General features: G+C 61.1%; 13 protein-coding genes. 11 read left to right on the forward strand and 2 right to left on the reverse strand.

Translation table 11 applies throughout. The annotated features are described in order from the left end of the window. Positions 1 to 3 precede the first annotated feature (3 nt). From PSUM_RS04345 to PSUM_RS04355, 3 genes are all read left to right on the forward strand, one after another. On the forward strand, positions 4 to 1,143 hold the full coding sequence (locus PSUM_RS04345; RefSeq protein WP_020799110.1) for an acyl-CoA dehydrogenase family protein: 1,140 nt from the start codon (positions 4 to 6) through the stop codon (positions 1,141 to 1,143). A gap of 36 nt (positions 1,144 to 1,179) precedes the next feature. Further along, positions 1,180 to 1,635: a MaoC family dehydratase gene (locus PSUM_RS04350; RefSeq protein ID WP_020799109.1), complete on the forward strand. Its 456-nt coding sequence runs from the start codon at positions 1,180 to 1,182 to the stop codon at positions 1,633 to 1,635. A 245-nt stretch (positions 1,636 to 1,880) separates the two neighbouring features. Next, the gene (locus tag PSUM_RS04355) at positions 1,881 to 3,230 is read left to right on the forward strand and encodes a DUF1329 domain-containing protein (RefSeq protein ID WP_371106616.1); all 1,350 of its coding nucleotides are present in this window, start codon (positions 1,881 to 1,883) and stop codon (positions 3,228 to 3,230) included. A 652-nt stretch (positions 3,231 to 3,882) separates the two neighbouring features. Here the strand turns inward: PSUM_RS04355 and PSUM_RS04360 are convergent. Beyond that, positions 3,883 to 5,460 carry an AMP-binding protein gene (locus PSUM_RS04360; RefSeq protein WP_020801051.1) on the reverse strand — a complete coding sequence of 526 codons (1,578 nt, stop codon included), beginning with the start codon at positions 5,458 to 5,460 and terminating at the stop codon, positions 3,883 to 3,885. Between the two features lie 235 nt (positions 5,461 to 5,695). Here PSUM_RS04360 and PSUM_RS04365 point away from each other — a divergent pair, with 235 nt between their 5' ends. Then, positions 5,696 to 6,640 carry a SphA family protein gene (locus tag PSUM_RS04365; RefSeq protein ID WP_042955920.1) on the forward strand — a complete coding sequence of 315 codons (945 nt, stop codon included), beginning with the start codon at positions 5,696 to 5,698 and terminating at the stop codon, positions 6,638 to 6,640. Between the two features lie 188 nt (positions 6,641 to 6,828). Continuing rightward, complete coding sequence (locus PSUM_RS04370) at positions 6,829 to 8,289, forward strand: flavin monoamine oxidase family protein (RefSeq protein ID WP_083349066.1); 1,461 nt, start codon at positions 6,829 to 6,831, stop codon at positions 8,287 to 8,289. Positions 8,290 to 8,325: 36 nt separating this feature from the next. On the opposite strand, the gene qhpR is transcribed toward PSUM_RS04370, so the two are convergent. Then, positions 8,326 to 9,336: an AraC-like transcriptional regulator QhpR gene (gene qhpR / locus PSUM_RS04375; protein WP_083349067.1), complete on the reverse strand. Its 1,011-nt coding sequence runs from the start codon at positions 9,334 to 9,336 to the stop codon at positions 8,326 to 8,328. 259 nt (positions 9,337 to 9,595) lie between these two features. On the opposite strand from qhpR, the gene PSUM_RS04380 reads away from it, so the two are divergent. From PSUM_RS04380 to PSUM_RS04415, 6 genes are all read left to right on the forward strand, one after another. Continuing rightward, positions 9,596 to 11,044 carry an arylsulfatase gene (locus PSUM_RS04380; protein WP_083349068.1) on the forward strand — a complete coding sequence of 483 codons (1,449 nt, stop codon included), beginning with the start codon at positions 9,596 to 9,598 and terminating at the stop codon, positions 11,042 to 11,044. A gap of 141 nt (positions 11,045 to 11,185) precedes the next feature. After that, on the forward strand, positions 11,186 to 11,557 hold the full coding sequence (locus PSUM_RS04385; RefSeq protein WP_020801056.1) for a c-type cytochrome: 372 nt from the start codon (positions 11,186 to 11,188) through the stop codon (positions 11,555 to 11,557). Between the two features lie 102 nt (positions 11,558 to 11,659). Further along, a complete protein-coding gene (locus PSUM_RS04390; RefSeq protein WP_083350154.1) occupies positions 11,660 to 13,417 on the forward strand; it encodes a DUF1302 domain-containing protein in 1,758 nt (585 codons plus the stop codon). A 19-nt stretch (positions 13,418 to 13,436) separates the two neighbouring features. Further along, a complete protein-coding gene (locus PSUM_RS04395; protein ID WP_083349069.1) occupies positions 13,437 to 14,807 on the forward strand; it encodes a DUF1329 domain-containing protein in 1,371 nt (456 codons plus the stop codon). Positions 14,808 to 16,440: 1,633 nt separating this feature from the next. Further along, on the forward strand, positions 16,441 to 18,162 hold the full coding sequence (locus tag PSUM_RS04410) for a type I secretion system permease/ATPase (RefSeq protein ID WP_033043595.1): 1,722 nt from the start codon (positions 16,441 to 16,443) through the stop codon (positions 18,160 to 18,162). Further along, positions 18,155 to 19,525: an HlyD family type I secretion periplasmic adaptor subunit gene (locus tag PSUM_RS04415; RefSeq protein ID WP_020797467.1), complete on the forward strand. Its 1,371-nt coding sequence runs from the start codon at positions 18,155 to 18,157 to the stop codon at positions 19,523 to 19,525. Before PSUM_RS04410 ends, PSUM_RS04415 begins: the two co-directional genes overlap by 8 nt. Positions 19,526 to 19,527 lie beyond the last annotated feature (2 nt).

Raw genomic sequence — 19,527 nt, forward strand, 5'->3', positions numbered from 1 at the left:
GCTATGGATTTCGAATTCACTTCGGAACAACGACTGTTGCAGGACAGCCTGCGACGCTATGTAGACAAGGCCTACAGTTTCGAGGCACGCACCGCCTTGCTCAAGGCGGGCAAGGACGGGAGTGCGGACAACTGGGGCCTGTTCGCCGCCAACGGCTGGTTGATGGCCGCGTTGCCGGAAGAATACGGCGGCCTTGGCGGCACGCTGGTGGACACGGTGATCATCGCCCAGGAACTGGGGCGTGGATTGGTACTGGAACCCTTCATGGCTTGTGCTGTGCTGGCGGCCCAGACGCTGTTGGCAACAGGCAGCGAGGCGCAAAAAGCGCGACTTGTACCGCAACTCGCCGACGGGACCTACCGCATTGCGCTGGCCTATGGCGAGGCTGGTTCACGGGGCATGCCATTGCCGGTGACCCTTCAGGCGGAACCGGTGCATGACGGATTTCGCCTGTCCGGGCGCAAGAGCCTGGTGCTCGGTGCCGTGGGAGCCAAGGCGTTTATCGTCTCGGCGCAAATCCCCCAGGCACCGGGCATCAGCCTGCTGTTGGTCGATGCCGATCGTCCGGGCCTGACCTGCCAGACGCTGCCTTTGCACGACGGCACCTGGGCGCAGGCGTTGCACTTCGATGGTGTCGAGGTTGGCGCCGATGCCTTGTTAGGCGAAGCGGGGCAGGGTTTGTCGGGGTTACGCCAAGGCCTGGCCAACGGCATCGTTGCTCTGTGCGCAGAGCTGGTCGGCGGGATGGAAAAAACCATTGAAGTCACAGCCGATTACCTCAAGGTGCGCCAGCAATTCGGTGTGCCCATCGGTTCATTCCAGGCATTGCAGCACCGGATGGCGGATATGGCGGCGGAGCTGGAACTGGCACGTTCAAGCCTGCACGCGGCCCTGGATGCCATGGCCAATGATGACGCGGTCACTCGTGACAGGACGGTGTCGGCCAGCAAGATGCTCATTTGTCGCGCGGCCAAGTCGGTTTGCGGCCAGGGCATCCAGTTGCACGGCGGCATCGGCATGACCGAGGAGTACCTGGTCGGCCATTACTACAAACGGGCCGTCGTCGCCGATTTGCTCCTGGGCAGCAGCGACAGCCACGAAGCCGCTTGCGCGGCCGCACTGCAGGCGCAACTGCGCGCCTGATCCGCCATTGAACAGATTATCGAGAGCACAACAACAATGAAAAGCTACGAAACCCTGGCCGAACTGCAAGGCCTCGTCGGCGAAGTCGTGGGCACTAGTGACTGGGTGGCCATCGACCAAGATCGAATCAATACCTTTGCGCAAGCCACCGGGGATCACCAGTGGATTCATACCGACCCCGAACGCGCCGCCCAAGGGCCATTCGGCAAGACGATCGCCCATGGCTTCCTGACCCTGAGCCTGCTACCCACCTTCATGACCAACGCGTTCGAACTGCGCAACGTGAAGATGGGCGTGAACTACGGCATGAACAAGGTACGCTTCGTCCAGCCGGTGCCAGTGGACAGTCGGTTACGCGGGCACTTCAAGGTGCTGTCCTTCGAGCCGCTGGAAGGTAACGGTGCCCAAGTGACCTACGAGATGATCGTGGAGATCGAGGGCGCCGCCAAACCCGCGTGTGTGGCCGAGACCATCCTTCGGGTATTCGCCTGAGCCATAACGCCTGCAACGCCGTTTTGACAAAACGCCACGCGCATTCCCATGCCGCGTGGCGTTTGCGTTTTTCAGCCTGACAAAAAGTCTGCCCCTCCCTTTGTGCGCCAATAAGGGGGGGGCGAAGACAGGGGGCGGTTGGTTAAAAAAACACTGCCGGGACGGGACGTTATTCCGCAGTTCCTTGAAGGGCAGGGCGTGCTTGGAAAGACGCTCAAACCATCATCCTAGAGGTTGGAGACATGATTAAACTCACAAGAACCCTGATTGCGCTTGGCCTGTTGGCTGCGCATGCAGGCGTGCTCCATGCAGCAGTATCAGAGCAAGAAGCCAAGCAATTGGGCACCAGCTTGACCCCCGTGGGTGCCGAGATGGCCGGTAATGCCGATGGCACCATTCCGGCCTATAACGGCGGGCTGAAAACCGCGCCCGCGGGCTTCGACAAAGCCTCGGGCATTCGTCCCGACCCCTTTGCCAATGAAAAGCCGCAGTTCTCGATCACAGCCAGCAACGTGGACACCTACGCCGATAAGCTCACGGAAGGAACCAAGGCACTGATCAAGAAACTGCCGGGTTTTCGCGTCGACGTTTATCCGACGCATCGCACCGTAGGCTACCCGCAGTTCGTGCTGGACAACACGTTGAAGAACGCCACCAGCGCCGCGCTGACCAATAATAACGAAACGCTGCAAGGCGCCCATGCCGGTGTACCGTTCCCGATTCCCAAGACCGGCATCGAAGTGATGTTCAACCACCTCGCGCGCTACCAGGGCCTGGCCTGGATCGCGCCCAAGTACGGCGCCTACAACGTCGATGCGGCGGGCAAACTGGTCACGTCTACGTTGGGCCGCTGGACCTACGAGATGCCTTACTACGATACGTCGAAAAGTGGCGACGACATTCTGCTTACCCGCGCCCGTGCCAATTACAGTGGCCCTGCACGCCGCGCGGGTGAGGCAGTGATGACATTCGACTACACCGCGACCGAGCGGGGGCGCAAGGCCTACCAGTATCTGCCTGGACAACGCCGTGTGCGCCTGGCCCCCGACCTGGCCTACGACACGCCGAACGCCAGTACCTCAGGGATGTCCACCATCGACGACATCAACCTGTTCAACGGCCGGATGGACCGTTTCGACTGGAAGCTGACAGGCAAGAAGGAGATGTACGTTCCGTACAACGCCTATCGCTTCGCCTACGCCGAGAATCCTGAGCAGGTGTTTGGCTCCAAATTCATCAATCCAGACCTGGTGCGCTGGGAGCGGCACCGCGTCTGGGTGGTAGAGGCGACCCTCAAGCCTGGCATGCGCCACATTTACTCCAAACGCACTTTCTACATCGACGAAGACAGCTGGACCGCCGTGGCGGTGGACCAATACGACGGTCGCGGTCAACTGTGGCGGCCTGGCTTCAACTACCTCCATCAGATGTATGACGCCGTTGCCGTCAACAGCACCGCCGGACACTACGACCTGATTGCGGGCACCTATTACATCAACGTCTGGCCGGGCAAGGCCGGCGTACAGGTCATGGACAAGCTCAGCCCGGACAATGGCTGGAGCTCCGATAGCCTGGCGGGGGCCGGGGTTCGCTGATCACTGCTGGACTGTCCATTGTGGTGGAACGGGACCGACTTGCGCGGTTCCGTTTTTTTTTGGCTAGTAGAAACAGGAGTGCATATCCGTTATTCAGGTAACGGCCGCTTGTGGTTTCGTTCTAACAGCGAGTTACTTGGAAAAGCCCGCAGGAGCGATAGGTCATCTTTGGCAAAAGCCAAAGCAACAGCGAGCCCTGCTGATCGTTCCCATGCGCGGCAAAGGAATGCATCCTGCGACGCTCCGCGTCACCGTTGCGCATGGCTCAGGTCAGGTGTCGTCAGTGGAACGCGGAGCGTCCCTGGCGGCATTCTCACGCAGAGCATGGGAACGATCAAATACCCACATCCCCCCTGCTGATCGTTCCCATGCTCTGCGTGGGAATGCATCCTGTGACGCTCCGCGTCACCATTGCACATGGCTCAGGTCATGCGTCGTCAGTGGAACGCGGAGCGTCCCTGGCGGCATTCCCACGCAGAGCGTGGGAACGATCAAAAGCAACAGCGAGCCCTGCTGATCATTCCCACGCGCAGCAAAGGAATGCATCCTGTGACCCTCTGCGTCACCGTTGCGCATGGCTCAGGCAAGTGTCGTCAGTGGAACGCGGAGCGTCCCTGGCGGCATTCTTTTGCTGCGCGTGGAAACGATCAGATCAAGAAACTCGCCGAGACTGATCCACCCAGTACCCCTCACGAACCTGTCGCCGCAGCACCTTGCCAACAGCGCTCAAGGGCAGGGCCTCCACCAGTTTCACCGACTTGGGTGCCTTGAAGCGGCCAAGGCGCTCCTTGACCAGGGCGATCAGTTCTTCTTCAGCGACGATCATTCCCGGTTTAAGCACGACTTCGGCATGTACCGCCTCACCCCACTTGTCATGAGGAATGCCGACCACGGCCGACATCGACACCGCGGGGTGACTATTGAGCGTCGATTCGACCTCCACGGCGTAGACATTGAACCCTCCAGTAATGATCACGTCTTTCTTGCGATCGACGATGAACACATAACCGGCCTCGTCCACGTAGCCCAGATCACCAGACTTCCAGAAACCCTCGCTGAACTCAGCAGCGGTGCCCTGGGGATTGTTGTGATAGCCGCTGATGGTTCCGCGCCCACGTAGCCAGATTTCACCGGTGACGCCATTGGCAACGCGATTGCCCGCCTCATCGACGATCTTCAATTCGATGCCCGTGGCAGGCCGTCCGGCAGAGGCCAGGCGTCCCGTTTCGACCGCACAGAGGTGGTCGGCCTTGGTCAGGGTGCACACCGCCTGGGCGCATTCGGTGGCGCCGTACAGCTGGAAAAAGATGTTGCCGAAACGCTCCCGCGATTGCTTGAGCTTGCTCGGGCTCATAGGCGCCGCGCCGTAATAGAGGGTCTGCAAGCTCGACAGATCGTATTGCGTGGCCTCGGGCAACTCCAGCAGCCAACCCACCAGCGTCGGCACCATCAGCGCCGTGGTAATCCGCTCCGCTTCGACATTGCTGCACCATGCCTTGAGGTCGGCGGCGTTCTGGGTAACGGTGCACCCGCCCCGAAACAGCGTGGGCAACAGCGACAACCCCGAGCCATGGCTGATGGGCGCAATGTGCAGGTAGCGAGTGTGTTCGTTGAGGGCCTGGCTCTGCTCGCTGTCGGCATACATCGAGTCGCGCGCCGCCAGCCAGTTATCGATGGTGTAGCGGGCGCATTTGCTCTTGCCGGTGGTGCCGCCGGTAAAGCGGTAGATCAGCGTGTCCTGGTACACATCGGATTCGACATCAGGCTCCTCATCCGATACCCCTTCCAGCAACGTCCAGAAGGACTGCGCGAAGCCACAATCGGCGGGAGGCTCATCCATGCACACCACGACGGCACCGCTGGCGCACAGCATTTCGCGGTAGCGCTGCAACAACGTGAGCTCGATGAAAATGACCTTGGGCGCGATGAACTCCACCTGCCAGCGATGTTCTTCAAGGGAATCGCGAAAGTTCGTATGCGCAATCGCTGCTTCGCCTTTAAACGCTGTCCAGGCGTGCAGCAACGACAGATTGTCGTTTTCCAGGATGCACATAGCCGTATCGCCACGCTGCAAATGCAGGCGCGTACGCAAGGCGTTGGCGATGCGATTGGTCAGCCGATGCAACTGATCAAAGCGATAACGCCGGTTGCGCTCCACATTCACCAACGCCTCCTGGCTGGCATAGCGTTGCGCAACCTGAGCCATGACCCTGGAAAAATTCATCTTCATTGTGGTCTCCGTTGTTTGTTCTGGCTGGTGGAAAACGCATTCTAGGAAGGGGGCCAAGGTGTGCCGCGCCCCCCTTCTGGAGAGGGGGGAGGCTCGCGGTGTCGGTGCTAAAGTCAATGGATGTGCCGTAGGCAGGGGCAACGAAAAAAACCCCTCCAATAAATGGCGTTTTGCGTAACAGCCTCTGTAACCATTGCGCAGTCAGCCATGGGTTTGCAGTGAGTCGAGGGCTTCGATGACAACAGGGAACAGACTTGCATTGGGCCTGCTGGCCTTACTGCCCGCCATGCTGGCCCAGGCGGATAACGGCGGTATCGGTTTCTGGCTGCCAGGCCAGTTCGGCGCGTTGGCGGCGGTACCCACCGAGCCCGGCTGGAGCCTGCCGCTGATCTACTACCACGCCCACGCCAAGGACGACGCCAGCAAACCCGTTCCCCGAGGCGGACTGACAACGGTTGGCCTGGATGCGACAGCGGATATCCTGTTCGCCTTCCCGAGCTACACCTTCGCCGAGCCTTTGCTCGGCGCTCAGGCTGCCCTGGCAATGGGCGCAGCCGTGGCGCGCTCCGAAGGCAGTGTCGATCTCACGCTGACAGGCCCGCGGGGCCGGACCGTCTCCGGCAGTACCGACGACACGTTGAAAGGCGGCAGCGACCTTTATGTGATGGGCACCCTGAAATGGAACCATGGCGTTCACAACTTCATTGCCTACAGCATGGGAGACATTCCGGTCGGTGCCTACGACCCCAATCGCCTGGTTAACATCGGCCTGGGTCACGCCGCTCTGGATGCGGGAGGCGGCTACACCTATTTTGACAAGAAGAACGAGTTTTCCGCCGTGGCGGGACTGACGTACAACTGGGAAAACAGCGATATCGACTATCAGAACGGTGTCGATGCCCACCTTGACCTGAGCGCCTCGCACTTCATCAATGACCAGACTCACCTGGGCCTGGTTGGCTATGTCTACCAGCAGGTCACCGGCGATAGCGGCAGCGGTGCCACCTTTGGTGATTTCAAATCCAGGGTCAATGGCATTGGGCCCCAAGCCGGGCACTTCTTCAAAGTCGGTAAAGACCTTTGGTACGCCAACCTCAAGGGCTACTACGAGTTCGATGCGAAGAATCGGGCAGAAGGCTGGAACACCTGGTTATCCGTGGTCATTCCTCTATCGAATTGAACGCAATCGACCAAGGAGGCACGCACCCCGAGGCCCCGGTACCGGTAACAGTCGACCACGACGCTTGAAAACGTGCTTGGCACCCAAGGCTAAATCATTGGCATCCCCTGACAATTGCTGCGCCCCGTCTTCTGTCATGTTTACCCCAGACTGCCAACAGGCATCATGACGACATTCAAAGGTGGGGTATGGATAACAAGCAGGGGCAGGGCGTAAGTCGCCGCAAGTTTCTCAGAAATGCCGGCGTTGTCGGTGCGGCAGGGGCAGCGGTGTCGGCGGGTGCCGTTTCGATCGGTACCGCGGTGGCCGGTGACAAGGGCGGCGCCAAATGCGCTGATTGCGATTACGACGTAGTGGTCATCGGCGGCGGATTTGCCGGCGTCACCGCGGCGCGCGAGAGCATGAAGAACGGCTACAAGACCGTGATTCTCGAAGCTCGCAACCGGCTCGGCGGGCGTACGTTCAGCAGTGAGTTTGCCGGTCACAAGGTCGAGTTGGGCGGAACCTGGATCCACTGGACGCAGCCCAACGTCTGGGCCGAAGTACAGCGCTACGGCCTGGAACTCAAAGAGACGCCGGAGCCGTTTGTCGAAGAACAGCAGACGGTGCGCATTATTCACGAAGGCAAGGCCGTCGAGCCAAAGCTTGAGGAATTAATCGGTATTTCGAAGGCGGTAAAGGACTTCTTCGCCGATGCGCCCAAGCTCTGGGAGCGTCCCTACGACGCCAAGCATACCTGGGAGCAACTGCTCGCCGTCGATGGCATGACCGGCGCTGACCGTTTTGCGCAACTGAAGCTGACGCCGCTGGAGCGTAGCTTCATCGATGCCTATGTTGCCGGTATCGCCCATACCACCAGCGATCGCACGTCCTATCTGGAAACGGCGCGCTGGTGGTCGCTGCCCGGCTGGAACATGACAGCTTTCGTCGATGCCTGTGGTCGCTACAGCTTCAAGGACGGCACCATCAGCCTGATCAACGCGATGATCGAGGACGGCAAGCCGCAGGTGCGCTTGTCCACACCGGTGGCCAAGGTCGAAGAGCAGGGCAAGCGCGTGCTGATTACCACCGAAGGCGGGGAGGTGATCCGTGCCGGTGCGGTGATCGTAACAGTCCCGATGAACGTGTTGCCGCGTATCGCGTTCACCCCGGCGCTGGATCCGGCGCTGGTCCAGGCGGCGGAGGAAAAACACACCGGCAGTGGCATCAAGGTGTTCGTCCGCACCAAGGGCAAGTTGCCGGAAGCGGGCAAGCGGCTCGGCCTCGCCGGTTCCGCTCACCCGATCAACATATTGGCGACCTATGCCAAGGCCGAGGATCACACCCTGTTCGTCGGGTTTGGCGCCGACCCTGCAAAACTCGATATCCAGGACCGTGACGCCGTGCAGGCGATGATGAGCTCCTTCTATCCGGACCTCGAAGTCGAAGCCTGCTACGGCTACGAATGGACCCTGGACCCGTATGCCCGCGGCACCTATTGCAGCTACAAGCCTAACTGGATACGCAAGTACTACGATCACTTCCAGAAGGATCGCGGTCGTGTGGTGTTTGGCCAGGGCGACCACGGCGAAGGCTGGCGTGGTTTCATTGACGGCGCTATCAGTGCCGGCAGCCAGGCTGCATTGCGCACGCACAAACTGTTGGGCTGACGAACCGGCCGGCGGGGCGCATCCCCGCCGGCTTCCTTACTCAGGCTTTTGCTGACGAAATTCCCGCGGCGTCATCCCGACCCAGCGACGGAATGCGCGGGTGAAAGAACTGGCCTCGTTATAGCCCAGACGCTGGGCTATTTCCGTCAGGCTTTGTGGGGACTGGCGAACGAGATCGATCGCCAGCGCCTGGCGTATTTCCTCCACCAACTCGGCAAATTCCACTTCAAGTTCCTGCAACCGCCGTTGCAGTGTGCGCTTGCTCATGCACAGGTGGCGCGCCACCTGATCGATGCCGATCTTGCCGTTGCTGATGTTGGCTTCAATCACCATGCCGATCCGGGTGGTCAGGTCGGTGTCGGCCAACCGGCGGCGGCGCTCGGCCTCCAGCCCTGGCAACAATGCCTGGAACAGGCGCGGATCGGCTGTCACCAAGGGTTGATCAAGCATCTCGCCGGGCCAGGCCATCACGTTCTTCGGCTGGTCGAAACGCAGCGGACATTTGAACGCAGCCTTGTGCAGTTCGATATCGACCGGTTGCGGATGCGCGAAATCGACACGTAACGGCGCAAACCGCTCACCGGTGACCTCGCGCAAAAGGGCGTACAGCGTTCCGATAGCGAACTCGGCATCCTGGCGCCGGTGCAGAACACTGGGGTCGGTGATCTGGTAGCTGATTTCCAGGCGACCCGCCTGCAGGCACCAGTCGAGCTCATTGGCCTGGGCGTGCACCACGATGTAGCGGCTGGCGGATACAAGCATCCCACGCACGTCCGGTGCGCTGCGCGCGGCATGACCGACCCCGCCCAACAGGCTGCTGTTGATACCGCTGCACAGCAAACCCAGGCCCATGCGCAACCCGAGGCTGGCGTCGCCATGGGCGGCGGCGACTTCCAGCAGGGCGTTGTATTGGCTCAACGGAATGGTGGCATCCGGTCGTTCCAGTAGCCCTTCGTCCAGGCCGACGGTCGCCAGGTGAGGGCGAAAAATGTCGGCATGACGCTGCAGCAGGGCTTCGGCATAAACGGTGTGTTTCAGACGAGACATACGAAATCGCTCCTGGCACGGCGGGTGGATCCCGTTCGCGTGAAATCGGGGATCAGCAAAAACGATGGCATGCACAATCCCGAGCGAATCCTAACAAGTGACGCAACGCCGCTCCCCCCTCCTTAGGTGGGGCGCGCGAAATTGGCGCCGAATGAAAAGTGTCTGGCATCCGCGGGCAATCACGGCAGTGGAGGGCGGCCTATGGTCTGGCCACGCTGGCGATTGTCATGCCGACAACCATCGCGCACTGGAGATTGAAATGAGAAACCTATTGGCATGCCTGGCCTTGCCAGGTGTTCTGTTGGCGAGTCCGTTTGTGGTTGCCCAGGACGCGGCGCCGAACATCGTCGTCTTACTGTTCGACAACCTCGGATATGGCGAACTCGGTGTTTATGGCGGCGGCGCGCTGCGCGGGGCCGAGACGCCGCGCATCGACCAGTTGGCCGCTGAAGGGATGCGTTTCACCGACTTCAATGTCGAGGCGCAGTGCACGCCTTCGCGGTCGGCGTTGATGACCGGCCGCTTTCCGATCCGCTCCGGGACGTACAAGGTGCCTCGTCCCGGCCAGCCCGATGGCCTGACCCTGTGGGAAGTCACCTTGCCTGAGCTGCTGTCGGCCAAGGGATATGCGACGGGCATCTGGGGCAAGTGGCACCTGGGCAGCAGCGAGGAGCGCTTTCCGACCCAGCAGGGATTTGACGAATGGTACGGCGTGCCGCGTACCTACGATGAGGCCATGTGGTCGGCTTCGGACGTAGCCAGCGGCCTGACGCCGGCCATTGGTAGCAAACAGGGCTGGGACCAGAAGCTGGCGCCGGCGCAGTTTATTTACGAGGCCCGCAAGGGCGAGGCGCCAAAGGCCGTCAAGAAACTCGATCTCGACACCCGGCGAACCATGGATGAAGAAATCACCCAGCGGGCAACGGCGTTCATCAACCACAATGCACAATCGGGCAAACCCTTTTTCGCCTACGTGTCCTTCTCGCAACCCCACATGCCCACGCAGCCAAATCCAGCGTTTGCCGGTAAAACAGGCAATGGTTCATGGGCCGACGTGCTCGCCGAGATCGACTTTCGGACCGGACAAGTGCTCGATGCCCTGAAAGCGGCGGGGGTCGAACAAAATACCCTGGTAGTGCTGGCCAGCGACAACGGTGGCGAGTCCACCTATCCGTGGCAGGGTGCCAACGGTCCGTGGCGCGGGACTTACTTCACCGCCATGGAGGGCAGCCTGCGGGCGCCGTTCATTCTGCGTTGGCCAGGTCATGTTTCGACTGGCAAGGTCAGCAACGAGATCGTCCATATCGTCGATCTCTACACCACCCTGGCCCATGCCGCAGGGGCCGAGATACCCACCGACCGCGCCGTGGACGGGGTCGACCAGATGGCGTTCTTCACCGGCAAACAGCCCAAATCCAACCGTGAAGGATTCCCGGCCTATGTCGCCGATCGCCTGTCGGCGGTGAAATGGCGTAACTGGAAACTGCAATTGATCTTGCAAGACGATATGTACGATCCGCCGCAAACACTGGCGCTACCGCGTCTGTACAACCTGCTTACGGACCTTCGCGAGGAACACAACGTGGCAGCGCAGAACACCTGGGTGATCACGCCCATGATGAGCATCGTCGGCGCCTTGAAGACGAGCCTGGCCAAATACCCGCCTATCGAAAGCGGCACGCCTGATCCGTACGTTCCATCGCACTGACGGCATCGAGCCGTCCATGCCCGAGGCGCCTTTCGCCATCGAATGGCGCCCAATGGCAAATCTCTGGCGTTGACCAGCGATTAGTCAGTCCCCCGCGGATGTCACCTTAGGTTCACCACCAATACTGCTGGGGAACCTCTTATGCGCTACCTGATTCAACCGCTTGCCGGCCTGTCGCTGCTGGCGCTCAGTCACGCCATTGCGGCTGCCGAGTGCGATGCCGGCGCCGGTCAACAAGCGTTCCAGACCAAGTGTGCCGCCTGCCATGCCCTCGACGCCGACCGCGTTGGCCCGCGCCTCAATGGCGTGGTCGGTCGCCCCATCGGTTCGATACCGGGCTTCAAATACTCGAAGGACCTGGCCGGGGCGAACAGCTCCTGGACCGTCGAACAGCTGGATCGTTGGCTGACTTCCCCGGCACAAATGTTCCCAGACACGGCAATGGCGTTCGGTGGCCTGCGCAATGCCAGCGAGCGCCAGGCCGTGCTCTGTTTCCTGCAAACACAAGGCTGACCTTGCCGGGCGGGGAAGCCAAAGCCCGCCGATGGGTGACACATCAATAATAAGGAAAAAAAGTCAGTGCATATCACTCCTCTCAAGCGCTGCCTGCTGGCAATGGCCGTGGCGGCGGCAACGGCACCGGTTTGCGCCGCAAGCTTCGACCTCGGTGAGCTTCACGGCCAATTCGACTCGGCGTTGTCGATCGGTGCCAGTTGGGCCATGGCCGAACCCAAGTCCAAATTGATCGGTAGCGACAATGGCGGCACCGGCTTCTCCACCTCCGGTGACGACGGGCGCCAGAATTTCAAGAAAGGTGAAACCTATTCGAAGATCTTCAAGGGCGTGCATGACCTCGAACTGTCCTACGGCGACACCCGCGCTTTTGTCCGGGGCAAATACTGGTACGACTTCGAGCTGCAGGACGAACACCGTCCCTTCAAGGACATCAGCGACGACGGGCGTGTCATGTCCACGCGTTCCTCGGGCGCCGAATTTCTCGACGCGTTCGTCGCGCAACGCTACGAATTAGCCGATCGTCCAGGGGAAGTTCGCTTGGGCAAGCAGGTGGTGAGCTGGGGCGAAAGCCTGTTCATCGGCAACTCGATCAACGCAATCAACCCGCTGGACGTCTCGGCGCTGGTCCGGCCGGGCTCGGAACTCAAGGAAGGCCTGATTCCGGTCAACATGCTCTATGTCTCCCAAAGCCTGACGGAAAACCTTAACGTCGAAGGTTTCTACCAGTTGCAGTGGAAGCCCTACGCGCTACCCAACTGCGGCACTTTCTTCGGGGCCGACCCCGTACCCAAGGGCTGTGATCGCAATCTCAACGCCGGCCTGGCCGACATCGCGCCGCTGGAGCCGATCGCCGCCAATGCCGGATTGGGCTTTGACATCCTCGACCGTCGCATCAGCAACGAGGGCGTCATCCTGCCGCGCGACAAGGACCACGAGGCGCGCGACAGCGGGCAGTTCGGTCTGGCCCTGCGTTGGCTCGGCGAGGGTACGGAGTACGGTGCCTATTACATCAACTACCACTCGCGTAAGCCCAAGTTCGCCTTGCGCACCGAGAGCGGCGTCGCCAACTTCATCCAGAACGACCCGGGTTTCGCCGCGTTGCCGTCGGACGAGCAGTTTGCCCTGGGCCTGGCCACCGGCGCCGGCAATACGCACTACTTCATCGATTACCCGGAAAACATCCACCTGTTCGGCTTGAGTTTCGCCACCGTGCTTCCCACCGGCACGGCGTGGAGCGGCGAAATCAGCTACCGCCCCAATGAACCACTGTCAATCAACACCGCCGACCTCTCCGGCGGTGCGCTGAACCCGGTGTTCCAGGCACTGACCGGGAGCATCGTCGAACCGACCGTACCCGCCGAAGAAGGGCAGGTCATCCAGGGCTGGAAGCGCAAGGAAGTCACCCAGGCGCAGACCACCTTGCTGCACCTGTTCGATCCGGTGATCGGTGCCGATTCGATGTCGCTGGCGGTGGAAATCGGCATGACCCACATCGGCGGGCTGGAAGGCCTGGACAAGCAGCGTTATGGCCGCGACTCGGTCTTCGGCGACTTGAGCCAGGCCGGGCGCCACGGCTACTACACGCAAAACTCCTGGGGTTACCGGGCGTTCAGCGCCCTGAAGTACACCAGCGTGTTCGCCGGGGTCAACCTCAGCCCCAATCTGGCGTGGTCCCACGATGTCGACGGCTACGGTCCGACCTTCAACGAAGGCTCCAAGGCCGTGAGCGTCGGCCTCGATGCCGACTACCGCAACACCTACACCGTCAGCCTGAGTTACACCGATTACTTCGGCGGCGACTTCAATACTGACATTGACCGCGACAACCTGTCGCTCAGCGTCGGCGTGACCTTTTGATCCCGGAGCCTTTGAAAACATGAAAGCATACGCACAGTTCACGAGCGCATCCCTTGCATTGATGCTGTTGGCCTCCAGCGTCATGGCCGCCGTCTCGCCCCAGCAGGCTGACCAGCTCGGCACCAGCCTGACCCCCCTTGGCGCGCAGAAAGAAGGCAATGCCAATGGCAGCATTCCGGCCTGGACCGGCGGGCTGCCGAAAAATGCCGGCCAGGTGGGCGCCAACGGGTTCCTCGCCGACCCTTTCGCCAGTGAGAAACCGCTGTTTATCATCACTGCGCAGAACGCCGAGCAGTACAAGGACAAGCTCAGCGCCGGGCAGTTGGCGCTGTTCAAACGCTTCCCCCAAAGTTATCGGATACCGGTCTACCCAACCCATCGTTCGGCGACGATTCCGCCAGACATCATGAAGCTGGCGAAGGACAGTGCCCTGCATGTCACGTCAACCGACGATGGCAACAACCTGGCCAACTTCGCCGACAGCGGCTACTACGCGTTTCCGATTCCGAGAAATGGTGTCGAGGTAGTCTGGAACCACATCACGCGATATCTCGGCGGCAGCTATCAGCGCAGCTTCATCCAGGCCACGCCACAGGTGAACGGCGACTACACGGCGGTGCGTTTCGAGGAAGAGCAAGTGTACCCCCGGCAAGTGACCGACCTGCCTGCCGGCGACGCGCAAAACCTGTTGTATTACTACAAGCAACGCGTGACGTCGCCAGCACGATTGGCCGGCACGGTTGCGCTCGTGCATGAGACCATCGATCAAGTCAAGGAGCCCCGTCGCGCCTGGGTCTACAACGCCGGTCAGCGTCGCGTGCGACGTGCCCCGCAACTGGCCTACGACGGGCCGGGCACCGCTTCCGACGGCCTGCGCACGGCGGACAACCTCGACATGTTCAACGGAGCACCTGATCGCTACGACTGGAAGTTGATTGGCAAGAAGGAAATGTACATTCCCTACAACAGCTATCGCCTGGAATCTTCTGCGCTGAAGTACGACGACATCGTCAAGGCCGGGCACCTCAACCCTGACCATACCCGCTATGAGCTGCACCGCGTATGGGAGGTGGAGGCGACCCTCAAGCCTGGCCAGCGCCATGTCTATGCCAAGCGTCATATGTACCTCGACGAAGATACCTGGCAACTGGCGGAAGTCGATCATTACGATCAGAAAGGCCAGCTATGGCGGGTAGCGGAGGGGCATGCGCTGTATCGATACGACGAACAGGCCAGCTACTTTGCCGCCGAAACCCTGTACGACTTGATCTCAGGTCGCTACATGGTGGTTGGGTTGCGCAACGAGGAACCGCGTAACACCGAGTACGGCCTGACCGCCAAGAACTTCGAATTCACCCCCGCAGCACTGCGCTCCGATGGACTGCGCTAACCCTTCTGAGATGCAGGCAGTGTGACCGACAGACGTGGGTGGTGATTTTGCGACCACCCCGTCAACCTCCCTTGAGGCGGCCTGATAGCCGACCTATTGTTGGTTGACTGAGTAAATGTCCATTCATGCGGTAACGGTTGGGTTTCGCTCTTACTGTAGGAGCCAGGCTTGCCGGCGAAGGCGTTCTGACGGCCAATGGGGATTTTGTGACTGAGTACATATCCATTCCTGCGGTAACGGTTGGGTTTCGCCCTTACTGTAGGAGCCAGGCTTGCCGGCGAAGGCGTTCTGACGGCCAATGGGGATTTTGTGACTGAGTACATATCCATTCCTGCGGTAACGGCCACTTAGGGTTTCGCCCTTACGGCGAGTCACTTGGAAAAGCCCCAAGTAACCAAGGGCTCTTGCCCCTGGCGTTCGGTGCCTCGCTAAGGCTCGGCATACCCTCGCTCCGGTCCTGCTCCGTGGGCCCGCCGCGATGGGCCATCCTTGGCCCAGCGCGGCTAAACCGGCATCCTTGCCGGTTTACCCACTGCGCAGAACCTCCACTCGGCCTCTCGAGGGGGCAAGAAAATCAAAAGCCAGATCACAATCAAAAGCGAGGCGGCCTGACAGCCGACCTGACCGGAAGCCATACGCATACCCTCTGTAGGAGCGAGCATGCTCGCGATGAACCTGAGAGCACCGCGGGCTACCAGGTGCCCCGCGTCATCGTTGACGACCATCGCGACGGTGCGACGATTCGACATGCTCGCTCCTACAGGGAACTTGGGGGTATCTGCCAAAGTCAGGTCGGCTTTAAGGCCGCCTCGCTTTGCTGTTGATCGCGAGCGTCCCGTTAACCACGCTGGCCGAACGCAGGCATTGCGCAGTGGGGAAACCGGCAGGACGCCGGTTTAGCCGCGCTGGGCCAAGGATGGCCCATCGCGGCGACCCCACGGAGCAATGCCGGAGTGAGGGCATGCCGAGCCCCAGCGAGGCACCGAGTGGTGGGGAAAGCCTTTTGCTTCCTTTTTGGTGTTTGAAAAAGGGAGTCGCCGTAAGGGCGAAACCATAGGAGGCCGTTACCGCAGTAATGGATATGCACTCCGACAGCAAATTTCACACAGGGCTTCCTGTGACGCCCCCCGCATCACCGTCGCGCACGGCTCAATTAACGCGTTTTCAGCGGAACGCGGAGCGTCCCTGGCGGCATTCCCACGCAGAGCGTGGGAACGATCAATCGCCAGCAGGCTGGCTCCTACAGGGGATCCAGGTGCACCCGTCAAAGTCAGGTCGGCTTTAAGGCCGCCTCGCTTTGCTGTTGATCGCGGGCGACCCACGGAGCAATGCCTTCGTTCTGGTAGTGGGGTGAAGCGAAACCCTAAGCCGCCGCTACCGCAGCAATGGACATGTACTCCAACAACAAGCGCCCGTGCCGATGCGCAACATACCCGCCCGTCACCCAATTAAAAGCCCGATGTCCATGACCGGCACTATCCCGAAGTCACGTTGTCAGTTATTGGCGCCTCTAACGACGAGATTCGTCTCTGATAGCGGCACGTCAGGCTGCATTTAGTGTTTCGCCCCTTGGGCTTACGCTCGCGATGGATTGCGTCCCGAACCGACTCATTCTTTTACGAGCGACATTCTATTGGGTTCTCTTCTCGATCCACGGCACGACATCGATGCCGCTCTATTAAGCTACCGCCGGGTGTTCTGGTCGTTGGCGCTGTTCAGTGGTGTGATCAACCTGCTGGTGCTGGTGCCGTCGCTCTACATGATGCAGGTGTACGACCGGGTACTCACCAGTCGCAACGAAACCACGTTGTTCATGCTCACCTTCATCGCCCTGGGCCTGTTGATGTTCAGCGCCCTGATCGAATGGGTTCGCGGTGTGGTGATGATTCGCATGGGCGCGGGGCTTGACGATGCCTTGGGTGAGCGGATTTTCGACGCGGCTTTCGCCCGCAGTCTTCGCGAACACAACGCCAACCCGGCGCAAGTGCTCATCGATTTGGCGACGCTACGGCAATTGATCACCGGCCAGGGCCTGATTGCGTTGCTCGATGCGCCCTGGTTGCCGATTTTTGTGCTGGTAGCGTTCATTATCCACCCCTGGTTCGGCGTGCTGACGGTGGTGCTGGCCCTGGTGCTGATCGGTCTGGCCCTGTGGGGCGAATTGGCGACTCGAACGCCTCTGGGCGAAGCCAATCGGCTCGGCGTGCAGTCCTCGATTTACCTGAACAGCTCCTTCCAGAATGCCGAAGTCATCCAGGCCCTGGGCATGCTCGGGCCATTACGCCAGCGCTGGAGCCTGCTGCAGCAGCGCATCGTTGCCGCCCAGGCCCATGCCAGCGACCGAAGCGCGCGGATCACCTCGATGACACGTTTCGTGCGCATCTCCGGGCAGTCGCTGGCCCTGGGCCTGGGCGCATTGCTGGTGCTCGAAGGCCAGTTATCGGCGGGCATGATGATCGCCATGTCGCTGCTGTTGGGGCGCGCCCTGGCACCCGTGGAAATCGCCATCGGCTCGTGGAAGCAATTCACCGCTGGCCGTCAGAGTTACCAGCGCCTGAGCCTGCTGCTTGCCCAACACCCGCGCGAGCGCCTGCGCATGCCTTTGCCGCCACCCACCGGCGCAGTACGTCTGGAGCAGGTGTACGTTGGCCCGCCCGGTGCCTCGCAACCGATCCTGCGCGGGATCAATTTCAGCCTCGCCAGCGGCGAAGTGCTCGCTGTCGTCGGCCCCAGCGCCAGTGGCAAATCAACGCTGGCCAGGGCGCTGGTCGGGATCTGGCCGGCGATGGGCGGATCGGTGCGCCTGGACGACGCCGAGATCAGTCAATGGTCTCACGACGCCTTGGGCCCCTACCTCGGATACCTGCCACAGGACATCGAATTGTTCGACGGCAGCGTGGCCGACAATATTGCCCGCTTCGGTGAGCAGGACGCCGACAAGATCATCGCGGCCGGACGTCATGCCGGCATTCACGAGATGATCCTGAAGTTCCCCAAGGGTTACGACACGCCGCTGGGCCCCGGCGGGCTTGGCTTGTCCGGCGGACAAAAGCAGCGCCTGGGGCTGGCCCGCGCACTTTACAGGCTTCCGTCGCTGATCGTGCTAGATGAGCCGAACTCCAATCTCGATGAAGCCGGAGAGTTGGCGCTGGTCCAGGCTATTCGTGCGCTCAAGGCGGCCGGAAGCACCGTGGTACTGATAACCCATCGACCCAATGTACTGGCGGTGGTCGATCACATCCTGGTGCTCAAGGACGGCACCCAACAAGCCTTCGGTCCACGGGATCGGGTGCTCAAGGCATTGATTGCGGCGCCAAGGCCGGCAGCGGTCAAGGAGGCTGGCGAAGATGCATGATCTGACTCCGGGCACACAGGTGTACAGCGAGCAGCGACCGATCCTGCGCGCAAACCCGGCGCCGGCGGGTGCCAATACCGACGCGGGAAGCGTGGCGCGCTATGGCGTGGGTTTCCTGGTCCTGGCGCTTGGCGGCTTCCTGCTATGGGCCTGCTTGGCGCCGCTCGACCAGGGAGTCGTGGGCAGCGGCACGGTGGTCGTGGCGGGCGAACGCAAAGCGGTGCAGTCGTTGGTGGGTGGCGTTGTGGAAAAACTGTTGGTCAGCGATGGCGACCGCGTCAACCAGGGGCAGTTGCTGGTGCAGCTCAACACGGTGCAAGCGCGGTCACAACTCGACGTGACCCGGGGCAAGTTGCTCAACGCTCGCAGCGTCGAGGCGCGGTTGATTGCCGAGCGCTTGGGCACAACCGGCATCCAATGGCCCGCCGAACTGCTGGACCACGCTGAAGAGCCCCGGGTCAAGGCCGCCATGGCCTTGCAGAGCCAGCTGTTTGAGACCCGTCGCGCAGAATTGGGCAGTCGCTTGCAGATCATCGAACACGAAGCCGCGGCCTTGCAGCAGCAATTGCTTGGCTACGAAGGCGTCAAGCGCAACTACGACACGCAGATGCGCTTCCAGCAGCAGGAGCTCGAAGGCCTGCGTGAGCTGGCTCGCGAGGGCTATGTGGCACGCAACAAGCTGTTCGAGGCCGAGCGCAACGCCGCCCAGATGGCCGGGCAAATCGCTTCCGGGGTGGGCGATATCGGCCGGACACGCCAGGCGATCAATGAAAGTCGGCTCAAGGCCTTGCAGGCGCAGCAGGAATTTCGTCGCGATGCTGAAATCCAGCTCAGTGAAGTCTCGGTCGAGGCGTCAGGCTATGCCGATCAGATCCAGGCCTTTGAGTTTGAAGTCGACAACGGTGCGATCCGGGCACCGGTGTCCGGGCAGGTAATGGACGTGAGCATTCATACGGTCGGCGGCGTTGCGCAGGCCGGTCAAACCCTGATGCAGGTGGTGCCGCTGGATGCGCCGATGGCGATCACCGCGCGTTTCGAGCCGTTGATGGCCAATAAATTGCGTCCGGGGCTGCCGGTGCACGTGCATTTCACGGCGCTGCAACGGGTGGACACCCCGACGGTCACCGGCACGGTGACGACGGTGTCGGCCGACCAGTTGATCGATGAACAGACCCACCAGCCGTATTTTTCCGCCAAGGTGGAAATTCCCGCAGACACCGTGGTGTCGCTACAGACCGCCGGCCTGCTGGTGCGCCCAGGCATGCTGGCCGACGTCACGGTGGTCACGGGTGAGCGCACCTTGATGAACTACCTGATGAAACCCTTGCGCGAACGCTTGCTCGCAGCCTTCAAAGAGGAATGAGC

The sequence above is a fragment of the Pseudomonas umsongensis genome, assembly GCF_002236105.1.
Taxonomy (GTDB): Bacteria; Pseudomonadota; Gammaproteobacteria; order Pseudomonadales; family Pseudomonadaceae; genus Aquipseudomonas; species Aquipseudomonas umsongensis.